Origin of the sequence: Streptomyces sp. NPDC127097, from assembly GCF_042724075.1 — a bacterium.
GTDB lineage: Bacteria > Actinomycetota > Actinomycetes > Streptomycetales > Streptomycetaceae > Streptomyces.
Genome location: NZ_JBHXFI010000003.1, coordinates 295257 through 314865 on the forward strand (window position 1 = coordinate 295257; position 19609 = coordinate 314865).

General features: G+C 72.3%; 15 protein-coding genes and 1 pseudogene. 7 read left to right on the forward strand and 9 right to left on the reverse strand.

The window, feature by feature from the left end; genetic code table 11:
• Window positions 1-22 precede the first annotated feature (22 nt).
• Both ACFWJW_RS05055 and ACFWJW_RS05060 read left to right on the forward strand, forming a co-directional pair.
• Window positions 23-2977, forward strand: a complete 2955-nt coding sequence (locus ACFWJW_RS05055) for an FAD-binding and (Fe-S)-binding domain-containing protein (protein ID WP_387235015.1) — start codon at window positions 23-25, stop codon at window positions 2975-2977.
• Entirely contained in the window at window positions 2970-4118 is a 1149-nt protein-coding gene (locus tag ACFWJW_RS05060; protein WP_387235018.1) for a Glu/Leu/Phe/Val dehydrogenase, read from the forward strand. The genes ACFWJW_RS05055 and ACFWJW_RS05060 overlap by 8 nt, the downstream gene beginning before the upstream one ends.
• A 27-nt stretch (window positions 4119-4145) precedes the next feature.
• Here the strand turns inward: ACFWJW_RS05060 and ACFWJW_RS05065 are convergent, their stop codons facing one another.
• From ACFWJW_RS05065 to ACFWJW_RS05080, 4 genes and pseudogenes are all read right to left on the reverse strand, one after another.
• Complete coding sequence (locus tag ACFWJW_RS05065; protein ID WP_387235021.1) at window positions 4146-4448, reverse strand: hypothetical protein; 303 nt, start codon at window positions 4446-4448, stop codon at window positions 4146-4148.
• A gap of 159 nt (window positions 4449-4607) precedes the next feature.
• The gene (locus ACFWJW_RS05070) at window positions 4608-5510 is read right to left on the reverse strand and encodes an aminoglycoside phosphotransferase family protein (protein WP_387235024.1); all 903 of its coding nucleotides are present in this window, start codon (window positions 5508-5510) and stop codon (window positions 4608-4610) included.
• Window positions 5511-5581: 71 nt separating this feature from the next.
• Complete coding sequence (locus ACFWJW_RS05075) at window positions 5582-7498, reverse strand: cellulase family glycosylhydrolase (protein ID WP_387235135.1); 1917 nt, start codon at window positions 7496-7498, stop codon at window positions 5582-5584.
• A gap of 207 nt (window positions 7499-7705) precedes the next feature.
• Window positions 7706-7879, reverse strand: a pseudogene (locus ACFWJW_RS05080) (dTDP-4-dehydrorhamnose reductase); the annotation flags it as partial.
• Between the two features lie 390 nt (window positions 7880-8269).
• Between ACFWJW_RS05080 and ACFWJW_RS05085 the strand changes: the two are divergent.
• Entirely contained in the window at window positions 8270-9058 is a 789-nt protein-coding gene (locus ACFWJW_RS05085; RefSeq protein WP_387235027.1) for a hypothetical protein, read from the forward strand.
• A 66-nt stretch (window positions 9059-9124) separates the two neighbouring features.
• On the opposite strand, the gene ACFWJW_RS05090 is transcribed toward ACFWJW_RS05085, so the two are convergent.
• Together ACFWJW_RS05090 and ACFWJW_RS05095 are read right to left on the reverse strand one after the other, a co-directional pair.
• Window positions 9125-9667 carry a DUF1707 domain-containing protein gene (locus tag ACFWJW_RS05090; RefSeq protein WP_387235030.1) on the reverse strand — a complete coding sequence of 181 codons (543 nt, stop codon included), beginning with the start codon at window positions 9665-9667 and terminating at the stop codon, window positions 9125-9127.
• A gap of 97 nt (window positions 9668-9764) precedes the next feature.
• Window positions 9765-10532, reverse strand: coding sequence for an HIT domain-containing protein (locus ACFWJW_RS05095; protein WP_387235032.1), 768 nt, complete (start codon window positions 10530-10532; stop codon window positions 9765-9767).
• Window positions 10533-10860: 328 nt separating this feature from the next.
• Here ACFWJW_RS05095 and ACFWJW_RS05100 point away from each other — a divergent pair, with 328 nt between their 5' ends.
• Window positions 10861-12675: a TIGR03767 family metallophosphoesterase gene (locus tag ACFWJW_RS05100; protein ID WP_387235034.1), complete on the forward strand. Its 1815-nt coding sequence runs from the start codon at window positions 10861-10863 to the stop codon at window positions 12673-12675.
• Between the two features lie 67 nt (window positions 12676-12742).
• Here the strand turns inward: ACFWJW_RS05100 and ACFWJW_RS05105 are convergent, their stop codons facing one another.
• From ACFWJW_RS05105 to ACFWJW_RS05115, 3 genes are all read right to left on the reverse strand, one after another.
• Window positions 12743-13699, reverse strand: coding sequence for a RimK family alpha-L-glutamate ligase (locus ACFWJW_RS05105; RefSeq protein ID WP_387235037.1), 957 nt, complete (start codon window positions 13697-13699; stop codon window positions 12743-12745).
• Window positions 13684-13941, reverse strand: a complete 258-nt coding sequence (locus ACFWJW_RS05110; protein WP_387235040.1) for a hypothetical protein — start codon at window positions 13939-13941, stop codon at window positions 13684-13686. The genes ACFWJW_RS05105 and ACFWJW_RS05110 overlap by 16 nt, the downstream gene beginning before the upstream one ends.
• Before the next feature lie 115 nt (window positions 13942-14056).
• Complete coding sequence (locus ACFWJW_RS05115; RefSeq protein ID WP_387235043.1) at window positions 14057-15616, reverse strand: alpha/beta hydrolase; 1560 nt, start codon at window positions 15614-15616, stop codon at window positions 14057-14059.
• A gap of 360 nt (window positions 15617-15976) precedes the next feature.
• On the opposite strand from ACFWJW_RS05115, the gene dacB reads away from it, so the two are divergent.
• From dacB to ACFWJW_RS05130, 3 genes are all read left to right on the forward strand, one after another.
• The gene (dacB, locus tag ACFWJW_RS05120) at window positions 15977-17584 is read left to right on the forward strand and encodes a D-alanyl-D-alanine carboxypeptidase/D-alanyl-D-alanine-endopeptidase (RefSeq protein WP_387235046.1); all 1608 of its coding nucleotides are present in this window, start codon (window positions 15977-15979) and stop codon (window positions 17582-17584) included.
• A gap of 80 nt (window positions 17585-17664) precedes the next feature.
• A complete protein-coding gene (locus ACFWJW_RS05125) occupies window positions 17665-18114 on the forward strand; it encodes an RrF2 family transcriptional regulator (protein WP_387235049.1) in 450 nt (149 codons plus the stop codon).
• 180 nt (window positions 18115-18294) lie between these two features.
• A complete protein-coding gene (locus ACFWJW_RS05130) occupies window positions 18295-19533 on the forward strand; it encodes a globin domain-containing protein (RefSeq protein ID WP_387235138.1) in 1239 nt (412 codons plus the stop codon).
• The last annotated feature ends 76 nt before the right edge of the window (window positions 19534-19609 follow it).

Genomic DNA, 19609 nt, shown 5'->3' on the forward strand with positions numbered 1-19609 from the left:
TGAGCACAAAGGAGCAAGCACGGTGACCACAACAGCGCAGGGCCCCGGCAGCCTCGACGCGGCAGCCGTGGCCGAGGCCCTCGGCGCGGGGGACTGCGGCGAGGTCGCCGGCGACGCCGGCCGCCGGGCACAGTATGCGTCCGATGCCTCCAACTACCGGCAGATACCGCTGGCCGTCGTCTTCCCCGGCGAGCGGCGGCACATCCGGAACACGCTCGAGATCTGCCGCCGGCTGGGCGTGCCGGTCACCGCACGCGGCGCGGGCACCAGCACCTCCGGGCAGGCCGTCGGGCCAGGCGTGGTGCTCGACTTCTCCCGGTACTTCCACCGGCTGCTCGCACTGGACCCGGAGGCCCGGACCGCGACCGTCGAGCCCGGCATCGTGCTGGACGATCTCCAGCGGGCCGCCGCCCCGCACGGCCTGCTGTTCGGCGCCGACCCGTCCACCCACAGCCGCTGCACGCTCGGCGGCATGATCGGCAACAATGCCTGCGGATCACACTCCCTGGCCTGGGGACGCACCGCGGACAACATCGTGGAACTCGAAGTGATCACCTACCGCGGCACGGTGGTCCGGCTCGGCGAGATGACCACCGAGGAGATCGACGAGGCCATCGCCGCGGGCGACGACCGCGGCGAGCTGATCGCGTCCCTGCACCGCCTCGCCCAGCGCAATCTGGCGGCGCTGCGCACCGGGCTGGGGCGGTTCCCGCGGCAGGTGTCGGGCTACGCACTGGAACAGCTGCTGCCCGAGCGGCGCTTCCACCTCGCCCGCGCCCTGGTCGGCAGCGAGGGCACACTGGCCGTCATCCTCTCCGCGACCGTCCGGCTCATCTCCCCGCCCCCCGCGCGGGCCCTGGTCGTCCTCGGGTTCACGGACGCCTGTGCCGCGGCCGACGCGGTGCCCGCCCTGCTGGCGCATCGGCCGCTGGCACTGGAAGGGCTCGATCACGCGCTGACCGACATCGTCACCCGGCCCGCGACCCGGGCCGCCATCGACACCCTGCCGGCCGCACGGGCCTGGCTCTTCGCCGAACTCGGCGGCACCGCCGACGCGTTGCCCCGGCAGGCCGAGGCGCTGGCCGAGACCGCGCGCCAGGCCGCCGGGTCCACCGGCAGCGAAATCATCACCGACCCCGTGCGCGCCCGCACCCTGTGGCGGATCCGGGAGGACGGCGCGGGGCTGGCCACCCGTTCGCCCGAGGGCGCCGAAGCCTGGCCCGGATGGGAGGACGCCGCCGTCCCGCCCGGCCAACTGGGCTCCTATCTCCGCAAGTTCACCGAACTGCTGGCTCACCACGGGCTCCAGGGCGCCGTCTACGGGCACTTCGGCGAAGGCTGTCTGCACGTCCGGATCACCTTCGACTTCGGCACCGAGCAGGGCACCGCCGTCTTCCGCGCCTTCGTCACCGACGCCGCCCGGCTGGTCGCCGCCCACGGTGGTTCGCTGTCCGGTGAGCACGGCGACGGGCAGGCCCGCTCCGAGCTGCTGCCGCTGATGTACGGACCCGACATCATCGCGCTGTTCGAGGAGTTCAAGAGCATCTGGGACCCCGACAACGGCCTCAACCCCGGCATGATCGTCCAGCCGCTGCCGGTCGACGGAAATCTGCGCGTCAGCCCGCACCGCACCCCGCTGCCCCTGGCCACCGTCTTCCCCTTCCACGCCGACGACGGGGACTTCGCCAAGGCCACCCGCCGCTGCGTCGGCGTCGGCAAATGCCGCTCCACCGAGCACCGCGGGGATGTCATGTGCCCCAGCTACCGGGTCACCCGGGACGAGAAGGACTCCACCCGCGGCCGCGCACGGCTGCTGTACGAGATGACGCAGGGCGAGGTGATCACCGACGGCTGGCGTTCCACCGAAGTCCGCGACGCCCTCGATCTGTGTCTGTCCTGCAAGGGGTGCAGCGCCGACTGCCCCGTCGGGGTGGACATGGCCACTTACAAGTCGGAGTTCCTGCATCACCACTACAAGGGGCGGTTCCGGCCCGCCTCGCACTACACCATGGGCTGGCTGCCGCTGCTGGCACGGCCGGCCGCCCGGATCCCCCGACTGGTCAACGCGCTCACCTCCTCCCGGCTGGCCCCGGCCGTCAAACGGCTCGGCGGGATCGCCGCCCAGCGGGAACTCCCCCGCTTCGCCGGGCAGACCTTCCTGGCCTGGTTCCGCGGCCGTACGCCCCGGGGCGACGGCCGGCGCGGCCCGGTCGTGCTGTGGGTGGACTCCTTCAACAACCACTTCAGCCCCGAGGTCCTCCAGGCCGGGGTGGCCGTACTGGAAGACGCCGGGTTCCGGGTCCAGGTCCCGGACGGCACACAGTGCTGCGGACTCACCTGGATCACCACCGGACAGCTCGGCACGGCCCGCCGTATCGCCCGGCGCACCACCGCCGCGCTGGCCTCCGCGGTCGCCGCCGGCCTCCCCGTCGTCGGACTGGAGCCGAGCTGCACGGCGGCCCTCAAGACCGATCTGCCCGAACTCCTCGACGGCGACGAGGAAGCCCACGCCCTCTCCCGCGCCACGCTCACCCTCGCCGAACTCCTCGTCCACCACGCCCCCGACTGGCAGCCCCCGCGGATCGAGGCCCGCTCGATCAGCCAGACCCACTGCCATCAGCACGCCACCTCCGGCTTCGGTGCCGACAGCGTGCTGCTGGCCCGGCTGGGCATCGACAACACCGCGCTCGATTCCGGCTGCTGCGGCCTCGCCGGCAACTTCGGCTTCGAACGCGGCCACTACGACGTCTCCGTCGCCGCGGGCGAACAGGTCCTGCTCCCCGCGGTGCGCTCGGCCCCGGCGGACACCCGGATCCTGGCCGACGGCTTCAGCTGCCGCACCCAGATCGCTCAGCAGACCTCGCGCCGGGGCACCCATCTCGCCCAGCTGATCGCCCAGGCACTGCGGCCGGCCGGCACCACCGCCCGGGCCGGCCTCCCTTCGCTTCCTACCGACAAGGAACACTCCCGTGACTGACGCACTCTCCCTCGTCGACGAGTGGGGCCCCGAGAAGATCGTCGTCGTCTCGCACCGGCGCACCGGCATGAAGGGCGTCCTGGTGATCGACAACACCGCCCGCGGGACCGGCAAGGGCGGAACGAGGATGAGTCCCGGCGTGACCGTGGAGGAGGTCTCCCGGCTGGCCCGTGTCATGACGTGGAAGTGGGCCGCTGTCGACCTCTTCTACGGCGGCGCCAAGGCCGGCATCGTCGCCGACCCGGCGTCCCGCGACAAGGAGGCGGTGCTGCGGGCCTTCGCCCGTGCGCTGTCCAACGAGGTGCCCCGCGAGTATGTGATGGGGCTCGACATGGGCCTGACCGAGAGTGATGCCGCCCTCATCCAGGACGAGCTGGGCGACCGCGGTGCCGCCGTCGGTACTCCCGGGCATCTCGGTGGGGTGGCCTACGACAAGCTCGGCGTCACCGGCTACGGGGTGGCGGAGGCGGCCGACGCCGCGGCGCAGCACCAGGGGCTGCCGCTGGCCGGCTCCCGGGTCGCCCTCCAGGGCTTCGGTGCGGTCGGCAGCGCGGCCGCCACCCGGTTCGCGGAGCTGGGCGCCACCATCGTGGCGGTGTCCACCGCCCAGGGGGTGCGGTACGACCCCAGCGGTCTCGACGTGGGGGCCCTGCTGGCGGCGCGCGACGAGCACGGCGACCACTTCGTCACCCGTCACCCGGCCGGTACCGCGCTCCCTGCGGGCGCCGAACTCACCGTGGACTGCGACGTCTTGGTGCCCGCCGCGCTCCAGGACGTGATCCACCGCGGCACCGCGCACGAGATCAAGGCGAAGCTCATCGTGGAGGGCGCGAACCTGCCGACTTCGGCGGAGGCCCGGAGCATTCTCGCCGAGCGCGGTGTCACCGTGCTGCCCGACTTCGTGGCCAACGCCGGCGGTGTGGTCGCGGCCGCCTTCGCGATGGATGCCCGCTACTCCGGGTTCCGGCCCGGCACGGCGAGCATCTTCGAGTCGGTCTCGGCCAGGCTGCGGGCCAACACGGTGACGGTCCTGGACGAGGCCCGGCAGCAGGACATCACCCCGCATGCCGCCGGCCGCCGCCTCGCCGAGGACCGCGTCCGTGCCGCCATGCGCAGCAAGGGCCGTCTCCCGCGCGACTGAGCCCCGCGGCACCGCGGACGCCGGATGTCAGACCGGACACGCCTCATGGGTCTTGACGACGGTGAGCGTGGCATCGCGGCCCTGTAGGGGTGCGCCTGCCTCCGGGCTCTGCGAGCAGACCTTCCAGCTCGCCGGCCACAGCACATGGCGGCCCGCGCCGCGCCCGTCCAGGAGCCGGACGGAGGAGTCGTAGTTCAGGGCCCGGTAGGCGGCGACCAGGCCCTGGCCCGCCACCTGCGGCATCCGCTCGGGGCCGTCGGCCTGCGCCGGAGCGGCCGGGACCAGGCAGGACAGGACAAGGAACGAGGTGGTGAGGATGCGTTTCATCATCTGAGAACGATCGTTCCGGACATCGGTCACATACGGCTTTCGGGGCCGGCACCGGGCGTCGGGGCAGAGGCCGTGCGGCCGGAGCCGAGCCCGGCGGACCGCAAGCCCGACGGTGATCCGGGGTCAGACGGCGGTCCGAGGTGGGACGGTGATCGGGTGTCAGACGACGGCCCGCGCATGCTCGATGCGGACTTCCTCGATGACCTGCCGGGCGATGGCCGCCATCACCGGGTTGCTGTCGCGGTAGTAGCGGAGTTCGCTGAGCGCGATCGACAGCGCCCAGCCACGGCCGCGGGCCCAGGTGGCGTCGTCGGCCCCCAGCGCCGTACGGAAGGCGCCGCGCGCCTCGGCGGGCAGCACGTACCACGCCACGATCAGGTCGACGGCGGGATCGCCGAGGCCGAGGCAGCCGAAGTCGATGACGGCGGCGAGCCGTCCACGGACGGTCAGCAGATTTCCTGGTTGCAGGTCTGCGTGGATCCAGACGGCCGGGCCGGGCCAGGCGGGCGCCTGGAGGGCCGTCTCCCAGGCGGCGATGGCCGCGCCGGTGTCGACGATGCCGGGCAGCTCCGCCACCGCGGCGCGGGTCGCCCGGTCCCGGGCCGCCAGGGATTCGCTGCGGTAGGACGGCGGCCCGTCCGCGGGGTCGATCCGGTGCAGCGCGGTGACGAACTCCGCCAGATCCGCCGCGAGCGCGTGGGGCGCGGCGAGGCGGCCGGTGGCCGGTGTCTCCCCGTCGAGCCAGCGGTAGACGGACCACTGCCAGGGGTAGCCGTCGGCGGGCATGCCCTTGCCCAACGGCCCCGGTACGGCCACCGGGAGCGAGGGGGCCAGCCGGGGCAGCCAGTGGTGCTCCTTCGCCACGTCGTGGGCGGCCCCCGCGATGCGCGGGAGCCGTACGACCATGTCGTCGCCGAGCCGGAACATGGCGTTGGAGGTGCCGGCGGAGTCGACCGCCGTGACGGGCAGGTCCGCCCACCGGGGAAACTGCGCAGCCACCAGACGGCGCACGAGCGGGACGTCGATGTCCGCCTCGTCGGTATGCATCCTGCGTGCGCACATGGGCGCCCTCCGCCTCGGAACGGTGTCGTGGACAGCGTCCCTTGATACCCCGGCCGGTCCTTCCGGTCGACTCAGTTTTCTCCGGTCAGGGGGCGGCAGAGCAGGGCGTCGGGGCGGCCCAGGTGGCCGAGTCGGTAGGTGTAGGCGATGCCGGCCGCGTAGGAGCGGGAGGAGCACTGTCCCTTGTAGTGGCCGTGGGCGAAGTCGCCACCGGGGTCGTCGGGCGGACGGTTGTCGCCGCGGTCGAACCAGAGGGTGCTGCCGCCCGTGCCGAGAGCCGCGCGGGCCGGTGTGCACAACGCGGCGGAGACTCCCTCACCCCGCAGGCTGTAACCGGTGAGGAAGTGCCCGTCGGGGCACTGGAGTTTGCTGTAGCCGGGCGCCCAGTCCCCGCCGGCGGGAACATGGCGTTCGTCCCGCACCACGGTGGGGAGGCTGCCGGGCGCGTGCAGAGGGCGGGCCGTGGGGGCGTCGGTGCACAGCCCGCGGCCGCGGGTGTGGCTGAGGCCGATGAGCCGTTCGCCGTCGGGGCAGGCCGCTTTGCGGGCGCCGCCGTCCCAGTCGCCCAGCGAGCGGGCGCTCAGGGACTGGACGAAGTCGCGGTGGTCGGTGGTGAGCAGGTGCCAGGCGGGGGTCGGTGCCACCGGTCCCGTCTTTTGCGGCGCGGTCATGAGCCGGTGCCAGGCGGCCGCCCGCCAGTCGTCGCCGTCGAGGATGCCGCTGCGGCGTCCGGCGTTGTCGTAGCGCAGCATGGCCCAGTTGTCCCCGGCCGGCCCGCCCGGGCCGTCGGTGCGCCAGCCGACGAGCGGCCAGTAGGCGAAGTCCGTGTCGGTGTCGGCGAGGTAGTCCGTGAGGTTGCCGAACCAGGCTCGGGCGGCCTGGTTTGATTCCCCGGATCCGACGCCGAATTCGCTGATCCACAGGGGCGCGGTGAAATGCCGGCCGCTCTCCGCGGAGACATAGAACGCCTGGTCGTGCAGTACGGCACGGAGCTGGTCGCGGGTCAGGTCCTGGTAGCGGGGGTCACTGGTCTCCCCCACTCCTGTGGCACCGCTGTGGTGCGGGCCCGTGTAGCCGTAGAAGTGGGCCGAGTAGACGAGTTTCCCGGACGTGACGAGGGTGTGCGAGAGCGTACGGACCGGGGCGAGGGTGGGACGGCCGTGCGGCAGACCGTCCACCGGCACGCCGGTCCAGTTGATGCCCTCGATGACGATGAGGAGACGGGGGTTGGCCTCGGTGAGGATCCGGTCCGCCGCCTCCTGCGCGGCGGCCTGCCAGTCGTGGCCGTCGCCCAGGCCCCAGTTGGGGTCGTCCAGGACGTCACGGCGCACCTCGTTGTAGAGGTCCGCCCCCACCACGCGGGTGTTGTGCTGGTAGCGGCGGGCCATGAAGACCCAGTCATCGGCCCATTGCCGGGTGGACTGGCGGCTGTTCCAGCGCTCGTTGCCGTCGAGGCCGCAGCACCATCGGGTGGTGTTGGTGTGGTTGTTGAGGATGACCGCGAAGCCACCCGCGGTCAGGGCCTCGACCACGGCGTCGAAGACGCCCAGGGGGGTTTTGCCGCGCAGGTGCGGGTTGGCGGCGACCGCGGCATCGGGCACGGGGGCCGTGGCACGGAGCATCTCGTTGGAGAACGGCAGCCGGATGCTGTTCAGGCCCAGCGCCCGGAAGTCGTCCAGCAGCGCGGCGATCCCCACCCGGTCGAGGCCGAGGGGTATGCCGTGGGAGTTCTGGCCGCCGTGGTGGGTGGCCGGGTCGTCGATGTCGCCCGAACCGTTCCAGGAGCCCTGCGCCCCGTCCCAGTTGGCGGACTTCAGCCGGAAGCGCCGGCCGTCGGCGTCGACGATATAGCGGCCCCTGGTGGAGAGCGGAGCGGTCCACGCCTCGGCGGCCTTCCCGGCGGCGGACGGTCCGGACGCGGAGGCATCCGGCCGGGCCGGAGCCGCGACCGCCCCGGAGACGGCGAGCCCCGTCAGTACGAGGCACATCGCCAGGACACGGCACACGGAACGTAAGAGCGGCTGCACGTCATCGCCTGCTTCATCGGGCGTGCTCGCCGGCTTCGTCCGACAAGCGGCCGCTCGGCAGGACACCACCGGCGGGCCGGGGACAAGTTACCGGCGGTAGGCCCAGGTGGCCATACCCGGGGAGACGGATCGAGCCCCGCGGCTGCCGACCGGCAACAACGGTTCCGCTCACGGCACTTGGAGGAACTCCCGGGCTCCACGCAGCCGGGTACGGACGCGCCGCTGTGTGACGCTGCTGTCGAGTCGGACATCGAGGGCCCCGGGCATGCGGGCGTCGGCTCGCCGCCCGGCAGCCAGCCGGCCGGCGTCGAGGCCGTCGCGCCGGGCGATGAGAACCCCGACGGCGGGGGTCGGGCTGACCTGGGGCGCCTTCGTCATGCGGGCTCCTGGTGTGTCGCCGGGGCGAAGGGGCCCGCGACGGCCGTTCCGTACGGGCCTCCAGGGCCACCGGCCACCGGCCCCGCGTCCCCCGGGTGGGGGAGCCACTCCGACTGTCGCGTCGAGGGTACTCACCCCCTTTCACGGCGTTTGATCGCCCGGGACCGCATAGCTCTGCGCAGCGCCGGATTTCAGGCGCCTGGCCCAGTCCCCGGCCGGGCTGCCGGGGACCCCGCAGACAGCCACTTAAAGTGACTAGGTGATCACGGTACGGATGCCCCACCGGCCGGCCGTCGGCGGTGGGTCACCGGCATCCGATGCCGGCACTCGGTCGCACCGGAGAAAGGGACACATATGCGCGCTCGCCATCTCGCCACAACCGCCGCTCTGGCGCTCACCACCGCTCTTCTCGCCGCCGCACCGGCCCCGGCACAGCCCTCCGCCGCCACCCCGCCGCCGGGCAGCCGGTCCGCCCCGGACCGCCCCGCCGGCCACACCGAGGTCCCCGTCAAGGGCGGCTCGGCCAGCTTCGCCACGCCGCCCGCCCTTCTTGCCGCGCTCAAGGCACGCGGCGTGGCGCTCGCGCACGTCGACACCCGGGGCACCGTCACCCCGCACCACGACGCCAAGGGCATCAGCCTGGGCATCAAGGGCGGCGCGGTCACCAACAGCGGTGGCAAAGTCGGCGGTGAGCTGCGGCTCGCCGATGCCGGGATCGCGCTGGTCAACCGCACCAGCAAGAAGGTCGTCAAGGTCACCGGCTTCACCGTCGACCTCGGCCAGGGCACCCTCCGCGCCCGGCTGAACCGCGGCCCGAGCATGGCCGTGGGCACCTTCACCCGCCCCGCCATCGCCTCCGCCATCGACACCCATGCCGCGGCGCTGCGTATGGAGACCGGCATCACGGTCACCGCGGCGGCCGCCGCCAAGCTCAACGCGGCCCTCGGCACCACCGGCTTCACCGGCGGCGGCCCGCTGCTCCACGCCCGTATCGACGCCACGCTCGACCCGACCGTCGACCTCGGTACCGCCCTCAACCTGGGCCGTCGCCCGGCCTCGACCGACGCGGGCCGCCGCTCGGCCGGGGGCGCGGGCGAAGGCGCGGGCGGAGGCGCGGGGGGACGGCTTCCGTGGGAGTGGTGATCCGCGGGGCAGGGGCCGGCTCGTCGGCTCCCCGCCGGTCAGGTGGGCCTGGCGCCGGAGGGGACCTCAGCGCCACGCGTGGCGGATCTTCAACCGTCCGAACCCCATGGTTCCGGAGATCCGGATCGTTGGTCCGCCGGTGCGGGGGCGCCGCCTGATCTTGTAGAGCGGGTCCTTCCACCCGGCGTGCAGCCCCTCGACCTCGACCGTCGCGTCGCGGGGCACCGTGATCCTGGCCCTGCCGGTGCCGAGTTGCAGCTCGATGTCGACCACCGGATGCTCGATCACCGCCCGGGACAGGTCCAGGTGCACCCTGCCGAACGCGGACGCGACCGTGAGCGTGCGAGGTACCCGCCAGGCGCCGCGCCGGTGGATGCGTCCGCCGGCGACGGCGATCGTGGCCGTGGCCCCCGCGTCCTCCTCGGGGAGCGAGGTCAGAGCCTCCACGAGCTCACCGGGCGCCTTGGCGGTAAGTGCCTGGTGGAGGCGTGCGTCCATCTCCTCGTGCGAGAGATGCCCTTGGGTGAACGCGTCCTGGAGGCGCTGTACGGCCGCGTCGCGGTCCTCTTCGCTGATCCGTGGCGGCAGGTTTTCCGGTAACGGGGTCACCGCTTCACTCTAGTGCGGTGGTGGCGATATCGAACGCCCTTAGGTAGTACTGGGCAACGCCCTTGGGTCCGTACAGGGCAGGCATCGGGGGCCGAACTCACCGACGCTGCGGGGTCCAGGGCAGTGGCAGGCCGTCGCTGTGGCGCCGGGGGATGAGATGGACATGGGCGTGGAAGACCGTCTGGGTCGCCGCCGGGCCGGCCGCGGTGATGATGTTCAGGTCCTCCGCGAGTTCTCCGCCGAGCTCCGCGGCGCGCTGCATCACGGCGGCGGTCACGGCAGGGTCGGTCGTCGCGTCCCGGACATGGCGGCGGGGAATGACCAGCAGGTGTCCGGGGGTGACCGGGCGGCGGGGCACGATCGCGAAGGCGTCGGGCCAGTCACGGACGAGCGGGGCGGGGTCCGTGCCGGCGGCCATCCGGCAGAAGGCGCAGGCTTCCAGTTGCTTCGCGGGTTCGCGGTGGATCAAGGGGCGGGTGATGTCGCGGTGTTCGACGTCGGCGGCCGTTCCGCGCTCGGCGAGCCAGTCGGCGACGGCACGGGCGACGGCCGGCGCCCGGTGGCGGCCGTACCAGCAGGCGACGTAGAGGTGCACCGCCTCGTCGGTGGCGGCCCGGTGGAGGGCGAGCAGCTGACGGCCGGTGCGCTCGACGGTCTGCCGGGCGTCCGGGGCGGACAGCACATAGTCGCGGACCTCGGGGTCCAGCCCCGTCAGCACGACCAGCGGCGCGGTGACCGCCACGTCGGCCGGGTCCCACATCCGGTCCCGGACGTCCAGTACGAGGGCGCCGGTGTCATGCCGGGGCGGAGCGCCCCAGCGGGCGCCGTAGGACGTGATACGGATCGGGGCGGGGCTGCTGGACATGGGCTCTCCTGCCGTGGGGAACTGGGGGACGGCGCGGGGCGGGGGACCTGATCCCGCGTCCTCGTCGCCGTCGGCGAGCGGCGGGTTTCCCTGCGGTTCGCCTTCGACAGATGTACCGGACATCGCGTGGTCATGCGGCGGCTTCGGAGCGGGGCGTCCCGGTCGGCACGGCCGGGCGAGGGACGGATGGTAACCGACAGGCAATGGGTGTACCGCGTTCCGGGTTCGTTCAGCTACCGGTCACGCTCACCGCCCAAGCTCTGGAATGAGACATTCCGATTGGTGACACCGCTGTGGTCGGGCCTCCCGCCACGGCACGGAGGGCCGCATGGCCGGTATGACCCAGATCCCCACCAACCGTCGTCACTTCCTCCTCACTTCCGGTGCCGCCGTCGCCGGAGCCGGCGCCGCCTGGGCGCTGCCTGGCCAGCGCAACAGCAGCGCGGCGCCGGGCGACGGACACGCACGGACGCTCCCCCGCACCGCGCCCGCCCGCCCGGCCGTGCGCCGCGCGGCACCGTACGGCGCCACCACGCTGGACACCGCGGCGCGCCTCGTCGGCAGCAGCGGCTACCGCCGCCTCGGCTCCGGCCCGGGCTGGCCGCTGGTCGTCCGGGGTGAACTCGCCGCCGCGTCGACCGGACGCCAGGACCGGCGCACCCCTCTGGCGTGCTTCGTCCAGTTCACCGACCTCCATGTGGTCGACGTCCAGAGCCCGTTGCGCACCGAGTTCCTGCGCGCCGGGTCGCCGGGGACGTGGCGGGCGCAGGAGGCGCTGTCGGTGGCCGGTTCGGTCTCGCTGGTGGAGCAGGCCAACGCACTCGGCGGCGGACCCCACACGGGCCGTCCGCCGGCGTTCGTCATGTCCACGGGCGACAACATCGACAACCACTCCATGGTCGAGCTGGAGTGGTTCCTCACCCTCATGAGCGGCGGCCGCATCACGCCCAACACCGGAGACCCGGCGTCCTTCGAGGGCGTACAGAACTCCGGCCTCCCTCTGTACTGGCACCCGGACGCCGTCCTGCGCGACCAGGACAAGCAGCGGGGGCTCCCGCGGATACCCGGCTACCTCGAAGCCGCGATGCGCCCGGTCACCAGCCCCGGTCTGCGCATGCCGTGGTACTCGACGCCCGGCAACCACGACGACCTGCCGGGCGGCTGTCTGGCTCCGCAGGACCCGATGCTGACGGAGTACATCACCGGGTCACGCAAGCTGTTCTCCGTACCTGACACCGATGTCGCCGCGTTCAAGAAGGTGCTGGATTCCGGCGACGACCCCAAGAGCACGGTGCTCAAGGACATCCTCGCCCGCAACGCCCGCCGGGCACGGACCGTGACCCCCGACGAGCGCCGGCGGATGGCCACCCCGCACGAGTATCTGCGGGCCCACCTGGACCCGGCCTTCGCGGGCGCGGGGCCCGTCGGCCACGGCTACACCGACAACCACCTCGACGGCGACCGGATGTACTACGCCTTCCCCGTCGCGGAGGGTGTCGTCGGCATCAGCATCGACACCACCTACCGCAGCGGTCACTACGAGGGGTCGCTGGGCACCGAGCAACTCCAGTGGCTGGAACGGACGTTGGCCGCGCACAGCTCCCGCCATTACGACGCGGACGGGCGGCTGGTGCGCAATGCCGGTGCCGATGACGCGCACATCCTGGTGTTCAGCCACCATCACAGCCCGAGCATGACCCGGCGACCTGACGCGGCGCGTGCGGAGGAACGGCGGCACGACGGCGAGGAGGTCATCGCCCTGCTGAACCGGTTCCCGAACGTGGTGGCGTGGATCAACGGCCACAGCCACATCAATCGCATCACGCCGCACGCCCACCCGACGGCCGCCCGTTCCTTCTGGGAGGTCAACACCGCCTCGCATGTGGACTATCCGCAGCATGCCCGGGTCATCGAACTCGTCGACAACCACGACGGGACGCTGTCCCTGTTCACCACCCTCATCGAGTCCGCCGCGCCGCACCGCACGGACTTCGGCGACCTGTCGGCCGTCGGGCTCGCGTCCCTCTACCGCGAGCTGTCCTACAACGCACCCGGTCTCGCCGGTATGACGGGCGCGGTCCACGAAGGGCTGGCGGGCACCGCGGCGGACCGCAACACCGAACTCCTCGTACGACGGGCCTGATCCGGGACGGTCACGTCAGCCGTCGTTCCACCGGGGCTCGCCCGTCGTCGGTCCGGGCCGGCCCCGCTCAGGCCGCGGAGAGCAAGAAGTCGGCGAAGTGCTCGGCCAGCGGTTCCCCGGTGAGCGGTTCCAGGAACAGGAATTGCCCCTGCGGATTCACCTCAAGCCAGACCGGCTCCCCTTCCGGGGTCAGTTTCAGGTCCACGATGCCCATGCGCAGGCCGAGTTGGCGCAGTACGGTACCGACGCGCCGCCGGATGTCGTCGGGGACGGGCCACGCCGAGATGGGCACATTGAGGTCGGGGCGCCAGTCGAGCGCGGTGGTCTCGATCAGCGCGGCATACATCCGGTCACCGAAGCAATTGAGCCTGATGTGGCGGCTTCCTTCGATGTACTCCTGATACGTCGCAGGGCAGATCTCGAACGACGGCGCCGGAATCAGTTCCGGGTCGTCGAGCCGGCGTGTGTAGAGGGAGGGCCCGCGGGCGCCGACCACGGGCTTGACGATGGTCCGTCCGACCTGCCGGGTGAAGGCGATGACCTCGTCCCGTGACTGCGAGATCAGGGTCCGTGGCACCCGGAATCCCGACGCGTGGGCCACGGCCAGTTGATACAGCTTGTCGGCGGCCAGGTCGGTCGCGGCGGGCGGCGAAATCCAGTCGCCGTGAAAGGTGGCCGCGAGAATTCCGCCCAGCGCGCCACGGCAGTCGTTGTTGACCAGACTGCGCTCATGGGCGCTGCCCGCCGCCCCGGTGATGTCCTGATCGGCCCTGGCCCGCCGCCACCACAGCAGCGCCGCCTCCTCCGGCGACACCGGCACGCCCTCGGACGTCAGGACGGTCGCGGCACCGGCGCGACCGTCCGCTTCCTCGCGGTGGGAGCGCCAAGAGAGGCTCCGCCGGCCGCTGATGGTGTCGCATTCCACGACATGGAAGGCGTGACCGCGGCTGCGCACCGCGTGCTGGACCGCGAGGGCATGCAGGTCGTCGTGGAAGGAGACGGCCAGGATCATGCCATGTCGCACGCGTCGCTATGGCTCGCCTCGCCGAATTCACAGCCCGATTCGGCGGCCACCCCCGCGAGGTTGTCGGCGACGATTTCCAGACCGGTGGTGAGCCGCACCGCCTGTTCCCACGCCCGGAGTTGCTCGGGGGTCTTCAGCCGCACAAAGCCGCTCGGCTGGACCCGGAGGACGACGGGGGGTGGTGTCGTGACGAACTCTTCCGAGTTCTTGTCCAGCGGATCGCCGAGGTTGAACTCAGACATCGCTCTCACCTTCGGAACGCACATGTCGGAACACACATGGATGGGCTTTGTCTCTCCTTCCACTGAACCACCGGTGGGTCGCCGCCGCCTCCCGGGCCGCTGTGCGGGCCGTGCGCTACCCCCGTCCCGACGGCACCGGCAGCGGGCCGGCCGCGCAGGTCACATCGTGCTCCGGGGCGGCTCCGTCGAGGAGATAGGCGTTCACCAGGCCGTCCACGCACGCATTGCCGTTCTGGTACTGGCCGTGATCGCCGCCGCCGGTCACGGTGACCAGCCGCGAACCGCGCAGCGCCCGGTGTGCCGCGAGCGCGCCCTCGTAGTGCGTGGCGGGATCGTGCTCCGAGTTGAGCATCAGTGTGGTCGGCAGGCCCTTGCCGGTGACGCGTACGCGGGGTGCGGCGGGCACCGGCCAGGCCGCGCAGGTCGCCGCGTAGGCGAGTTCGCGCGCCCCGGCGAGCGGATGGGCCGCGGTGTCCTCGGCGCTGCGCCGGAGCCAGTAGCCGAGGTCACCGCGCCACCGGGTGTCGTTGCAGGTCACCGAGAAGAAGGCGGCGGCGAACCCCGGGGACAGATAGCTGCCGAAGAGCTTTCCGACGAGGGTGCGCTCGGCCGGTGTGGCGGTCGGCCAGTGGTCGAGGGCGCTGAGGGCGGACGCCAGTGGGGCGAACTGCCGCTGTGCGTTGTAGAGGTTCTGAAGGGTGGCGTTGTCGAGCTGGTTGGGCCCGATCGTCAGGGAACCGACGGTCAGCGGATGGTCCCGCAGGGCGCGGCGGCGCGCCTCCCAGCGTGCCTTCGCCTCGCCCGCGGTACGCCCGTAGTGGTACGTGGCGTCGTACCGGGCGATCCAGGGCAGGAAGTCCTGCTCGAAGCGCCGCTGGAAGCTTCTCGGCTGGCCTGCTTCGGCGTTCTGCCAGGTACCGCTGAAGTCCAGGTTGCTGTCCAGTACGGCGCGCTCGACGCGCCGCGGGAACTCCGTCGCGTAATAGGCGCCGAGCCAGGTCGCGTAGGAGGGCCCGTAATAGGAGATCTTCCGTACGCCGAGCAGGGCACGGAACAGATCCATGTCGCGCACCGCCTGCTCGGTGGTCAGCCAGGGCACCACGTCGCCGCTGCGCCGCAGACAGCCGGCGACGAGCCGCCGGGAGCGGTCGAGGACGCCGCGCAGGGCCGCGGGCGAACGGTCGCGGAAGTCGTGGGCGTAGAAGTCCTGGAACTCGGCGTCGGTCTGGCACCGGGCGGGTGTGCTGCTGCCGACGCCGCGCTGGTCGAAGCCGACCACGTCGTATGCGGCGCCCACGGCGGGCGAGCGTGCGGCGAAGTCCGCGGGCCGGGTCAGCCCCGAGGCCCCCGGCCCACCCGCCGCCATCATCAGGACACCGCGCCGCCGGGCGGGGTCGGTCGCGCGGTGCCGGGAGACCGCGACGGTGAGGTCCGGCCCGGTGTCCGGGTGATGCCAGTCGCGCGGCACGGTCATGCGCGCGCACTCCAGAGACGGTTTCCCCGCGCAGGGCTGCCAGTTGAGCCGCTGGTGGGCGTAGCGGGCCGGTACCGGCGGCGCGGACCGGTCCGCCGCGCGGGCCGGGGCCGCGGTGGGAAGCACCGCCGTCAGCAATGCGGCGGCGGCCATTCCCGACAGCGCGGCTCTCGGCCACCGTGGTGTTCTGAACGCGGACATCGATCCTCCCGTCGGCGCGCGGGGTGCGCTGCCACGGCAAGAATCCTCGGCGTCCGGCCGGTCCGCGGTCGATCACACTGGTGCCCGTTCGCGGGGTGGCACCAGCACCACCACGGCTCTCCCCGCGTCGCAGCACGCGCCGTGCGCGCGCCGCCGTCGTCGTCCCCGTCGCCGTCCTCGCCGACGCAGGCCGTGGGGACGCGGCGCCGACGGCCTCCCCCTCTCCGTCCGGACCGGGGCGCTGGGGCGTCCGGGGGACCCCGGCCGAGGTGCTGCGGCCGCGCGGCGGTCGTGGGCAGTACTGTCAGGGCGGGCATATCGGCAGATATGCGGCAGAACAACACCATTGGTGGAGTCTGTATGTCCCCCTCCGTCCCCACGCGGTCGGCCCGACGGCGTACCTTCGGCGCCCTGTGCGTACTGCTGGCCGTCGGCGTCGTCATCACCGGCCTGGTCCAGGCGGCGCCGTCCGCCACGCCCCGCGCGCTCGATCCGCGGATCGCCTCGGTCATGCGGAAGCCGGACTACCGGCATGCCCAGTGGGGCCTGTTCCAACAGGACCCGCGGACCGGCAAGGTGACCCACTCCCGCTACGCCGACCAGTTCTTCATCCCCGGTTCGGCGGCCAAGCTGTTCAGCGTCAGCGGGACCTGGCACACCCTGGGCGGCGACCACCGCTTCGTCACGCCGGTCCACGCCGTCGGACAGCGCCGGAACGCGACGCTCAAGGGCGATCTGGACCTGGTGGCGCAGGGCGATCTGACCCTCGGCGGCAGAACCCGCAAGGACGGCACGGTCGCGTACACCACCATCGACCACACCTACGCCAACGACGTCCCGGGAGCCACCCTCACTCCGGAGAACCCGCTGGCCGGTATCGACCAGCTGGCCCGGCAGGTACGGCGGACGGGGATCCGCCGGGTCGACGGCGATGTGGTCGTCGACGCCCGGCTGTTCACACCGGACCCCGGCCTCGATCCGGTCCCCACCCCGCTGATCGTCAATGACAACGTCATCGATCTGCTCACCACCCCCGGCGCCGAGGCAGGCACCCCCGCCGGTCTGGAGTGGCGCCCGAAGGTCGCGCCCTACCACGTCACGTCCTCCGTCCGCACGGTCGCGGCAGGCAAACCCTCCGACATCAACGTGCGCAGCTCCCCCGACGGCACCCGCATCCAGCTGTCCGGCACCATCGCCGCCGACTCGGCCCCCGTCCTCCGGGTGTCCGCCGTCAAGGACCCGAACGCCTTCGGCCGCACCGCCCTGATCGAGGCACTACAGCGGGCCGGTGTCGAGGTCCGCGCGAAGGCCGTGGGCCGCAACCCCGTCCGCCGACTGCCGCGCTCCTATGAGGGCGCCCCCACCGTGGCCCGCTACACCTCCCCCGTGTACGCCCAGTACGCCAAGCTCATCCTCAAGGTGAGCCACAACCTCGGGGCGAATCTGGGGATCTGCCTGATGGCGACGAGCACGGGAAGCACCAACTGCGACGACGGCTTCCCCGTCCTCGCCACATTCCTGGACCGTGCCCAGGTGGACCGCAAGGCCGTACAACTCGCCGACGGCCGCGGCGGCAACCCCGCCGACCGGACCACCCCGCGTGCCATGGCACAGATCCTGACGTACTGGCAGCGCACCCCCGAGGCCCGGCGCTTCCGCACCTCGCTGCCGATCCTGGGCGTCGACGGCACCCTGGCGGACTCCTGCCGCAGCTGCCCGTCACGGGGCAAGGTCTTCGCCAAGACCGGCACCGCGGCGGGCGGCGACCTCCTCAACGACCGGCTGGCCGTGGGCGCCGAAACCACGGCCGGCTATCTGGAGACCCGTAAGGGCCACTTCGACGTCTTCTTCGCCGGCGTGAACGGCGCCGCCACCCCCACCGCCGACATCACCGGCGTCCTGACCATCGCCAACGACGTGGCCGACGTCGCCGCCCACCTCCAGCAACAGGCCGGCGGGGGGAACTGAGGGGGGCGGCGGGGGCCACGAGCCACCCTCCCCCGGGGCTTTAATTGGCATCTTGGATGCCACTTCTATAGAGTGCTGCCGTGCGACTCACCAAAAGCACCGACATCGCCCTCCGCATCGCCATGCGCCTGGCGGTGCTCGGCGACGCGGGCGATGCGCCCACCACCCGGGAGGTGGCGAGCGCCGTCCAGGTGCCGTACACCCATGCCGCCAAGGTGGTCAGCAAGCTTCAGCATCTCGGCGCCGTCGAAGCGCGGCGCGGGCGAGGTGGTGGGCTGGCGCTGACGACGGCGGGGCGTACGGGGTCGCTCGGGCGGCTGGTGCGTGAGCTGGAGGGGACCGATGACGTCGTGGGGTGCGAGGACGATCCGCCGTGTCCGCTGCGTGGCGGGTGCCGGCTGCGCGGGGCGCTGCGGGCGGCGCAGGAAGCGTTCTACGCCTCGCTCGATCCGCTCTCCGTCGCCGACCTGGTCGAATCGCCGACCGGGCCGCTGCTGATCAGCCTGACGCCCGCCCCACCCTCGGACTGATCCGCCCTCGGACTGATCCGTCCACGGACCGACCCACCCACGGACTGAGCGCGCCGCCCGGCTGCCCGGCGGCGCGCCCTCGGATCAACCCGCCCCGTACGCCGCCTTTTTCACGGCTGGAAATACGCATCCAAGATGCGACTTTACTTCTCCCCCACCTTCGAGAGTCCGGAGTTACCCATGCTGTCGCCGAAGTCCGCCGAGACCGTACGTGCCACCCTCCCCGCCGTGAGCGGAGCCATCGACGAGATCACGACGCTCTTCTACGAGAAGCTCTTCGCCGCCCACCCCGAGCTGCTGCGCGATCTCTTCAACCGCGGCAACCAGGCCAACGGCAGTCAGCGGCAGGCCCTCGCCGGGTCCATCGCCACCTTCGCGCACCATCTCCTCGACCACCCGGACCGCCGGCCGGACGCCATGCTCGCGCGGATCGCGCACAAGCACGCCTCCCTCGGAGTGCGCGAGGACCAGTACCCGGTCGTGCGGGAGCACCTCTTCGCGGCCCTCGCCGAGGTGCTGGGCGAGGCGGTGACCGACGAGGTCGTACGGGCCTGGGACGAGGTGTACTGGCTGATGGCCCATGCCCTGATCGCCGTCGAGAAGCGGCTCCTGCGGGAGGCGGGCGTACGGGACGGCGCGGTATGGCGGCCCTACCGGGTGGCCGGCCGGGTGCAGGAGACCGATGAGGTGGCCACCTTCCTCCTGCGGCCTGCCGACGGCGCTCCCATACCGGCGTCCCGGCCCGGCCAGTACGTCTCTGTGCAGGTCCAACTCCCGGACGGTGCACGGCAGATACGGCAGTACAGCCTGTCCGGGCAGCCGGACGGCGGGCTACAGATCTCCGTGAAGCGGGTGGCGGCGGACGGCCCGTCCGGCGCCCCCGCGGGCGAGGTGTCCGAGTATCTGCACACGCGGGTGCACGGCGGGGAGACCCTGTACGTGAGCCCGCCGTTCGGCGATGTGGTGCTGTCCGACGACGGTGACGGGCCGCTGCTCTTCGCCTCGGCGGGTATCGGCTGCACCCCGATGATCGGCATGCTCGCGCACCTCGCCGCCACCGGCTCCCGGCGCCGGATCATCACCGCGCACGCTGACCGCTCCCCCGCCACGCACCCGTTCCGTACGGATCTGCACCGGCTCACCGGCAAGCTCGCCGACGCGACGGCGGAACTCTGGTACGAGGAGGGGGCCGGGATCGAGGGGAAAGGCGCGGGGTGGGAGACGGGCGGCGCGGTGGACGCGGTGACCGTGCGCTCCGGGCTGATGGATCTGAGGCAGCTCGCCCTTCCGGCCGGGACCACGGCGTATCTGTGCGGGCCGGTGCCGTTCATGAAGGCGGTACGGGCCCAACTGCTGGACTCCGGCGTACCGTCCGCGGCGATCCACCATGAGGTGTTCGGGCCGGACCTCGGGCTGTAGGTGCCACGGCCCAGGGCATCGGGTCGGTGCGTGCGGGAACGGCGTTGCCAACGGTCGGTGGGGGCAGCAAGATCGA

Excerpts from the sequence above, each read along its gene's own strand:
- ACFWJW_RS05065 (WP_387235021.1), bottom strand. The coding sequence starts at position 4,448 with ATGATGAAACGCATCCTCACCACCTCGTTCCTTGTCCTGTCCTGCCTG.
- ACFWJW_RS05070 (WP_387235024.1), bottom strand. The coding sequence starts at position 5,510 with ATGTGCGCACGCAGGATGCATACCGACGAGGCGGACATCGACGTCCCG.
- ACFWJW_RS05075 (WP_387235135.1), bottom strand. The coding sequence starts at position 7,498 with ATGTGCCTCGTACTGACGGGGCTCGCCGTCTCCGGGGCGGTCGCGGCT.
- ACFWJW_RS05085 (WP_387235027.1), top strand. The coding sequence starts at position 8,270 with ATGCGCGCTCGCCATCTCGCCACAACCGCCGCTCTGGCGCTCACCACC.
- ACFWJW_RS05095 (WP_387235032.1), bottom strand. The coding sequence starts at position 10,532 with ATGTCCAGCAGCCCCGCCCCGATCCGTATCACGTCCTACGGCGCCCGC.
- ACFWJW_RS05100 (WP_387235034.1), top strand. The coding sequence starts at position 10,861 with ATGGCCGGTATGACCCAGATCCCCACCAACCGTCGTCACTTCCTCCTC.
- ACFWJW_RS05110 (WP_387235040.1), bottom strand. The coding sequence starts at position 13,941 with ATGTCTGAGTTCAACCTCGGCGATCCGCTGGACAAGAACTCGGAAGAG.
- ACFWJW_RS05115 (WP_387235043.1), bottom strand. The coding sequence starts at position 15,616 with ATGTCCGCGTTCAGAACACCACGGTGGCCGAGAGCCGCGCTGTCGGGA.
- dacB (WP_387235046.1), top strand. The coding sequence starts at position 15,977 with ATGTCCCCCTCCGTCCCCACGCGGTCGGCCCGACGGCGTACCTTCGGC.
- ACFWJW_RS05130 (WP_387235138.1), top strand. The coding sequence starts at position 18,295 with ATGCTGTCGCCGAAGTCCGCCGAGACCGTACGTGCCACCCTCCCCGCC.